At 52.7% G+C, this 1,231-nt stretch carries 1 protein-coding gene; it reads left to right on the top strand.

Features of this window, described 5'->3' with window-relative positions; translation table 11 throughout:
- Positions 1-62 precede the first annotated feature (62 nt).
- Positions 63-1,213 (top strand): IS3 family transposase gene (locus K0F88_RS31980; protein WP_219097870.1). Its coding sequence is split into 2 segments (ribosomal slippage): positions 63-297 and positions 297-1,213, totalling 1,152 coding nucleotides; the frame shifts between segments, so codons are not numbered across the junction.
- Positions 1,214-1,231 lie beyond the last annotated feature (18 nt).

Here is a 1,231-nt window from a genome sequence, read left to right on the forward strand (position 1 = left end):
TGAATCGCCCCTAGTTTCGTAGACACCTCCAAGCCTTAAAATGAGGCCCATTAGGAGGTGCCATGAGCAACCAGCGATATCCCGAAGAATTCAAAATCCAGGCGGTCAAGCAAGTGACCGAAAAGCAGCTTCCTGTCTCGGAGGTGGCTGCACGATTGGGTGTGTCCGTGCACAGCCTCTATGCCTGGGTTAAGCGCTACACCAAGCCCCAGGAACAGCGCGTTAAGGAGGATGATCAGAGCGCTGAGGTTCGTCGTCTACGAGCCGAGCTGAAACGGGTGACGGAGGAGCGAGACATCTTAAAAAAGGCCGCCGCGTACTTTGCCAAGGAGTGCGGCTGAAGTACGCCTTTATTAAGCAGCAAGCGGGGCATTACGCGATTCGACGGCTTTGCCTGACGCTCAAGGTTCATCCCAGCGGCTACTACGCGTGGCTATCAGAACCAAAATCTGCGCGAGCCAAGGACGATCAGCGACTGCTTGGATTGATAAAACATTCCTGGCTGGAAAGTGGTGGTGTTTATGGCTATCGCAAGATCCATGATGACCTGCGAGAGGTTGGTGAGAGCTGTGGCCGTCACCGGGTGGCTAGGTTGATGCGCCTTGAAGGCTTACGTTCTCAGACTGGGTATCGACGGAGGCCGGGAAAATATGGCGGTAAACCAGCCGTTGCCTCACCGAACTTACTGAAGCGCCAATTCGATGTCAGAGAACCCAACAAAGTCTGGGTCACAGACATTACCTACATCCGAACATATGAAGGCTGGCTGTATTTAGCCGTGGTGCTCGATCTGTTTTCACGCCAGATCATTGGTTGGTCAATGAAGTCGCAGATGACCAGCGACGTAGCCATTGATGCACTGCTGATGGCGGTTTGGAGACGCAAGCCGAAGCAAGAGGTGATGATCCACTCGGATCAAGGCAGTCAGTACAGCAGCTCAGACTGGCGAAGCTTCTTGAAAGCTAACAACCTGGTAGCCAGCATGAGTCGTCGAGGTAACTGCCACGACAACGCTGTGGCGGAGAGCTTTTTCCAGTTGCTAAAGCGGGAACGGATCAAGCGTAAAATCTACACTACACGCCAGGATGCTCGGGATGATGTGTTCGATTACATCGAAATGTTTTACAACCCAAAACGACGTCATGGTTTCAACAATCAGCTGTCACCGGTAGAGTTTGAAAAGCGTTACGCAGCGAGCCTGGAGAGTGTCTAGAAAATCCGGGGCGATTCA

It is taken from the genome of Pseudomonas sp. UMAB-40, assembly GCF_900095275.1.
Lineage (GTDB): Bacteria > Pseudomonadota > Gammaproteobacteria > Pseudomonadales > Pseudomonadaceae > Aquipseudomonas > Aquipseudomonas mandelii_B.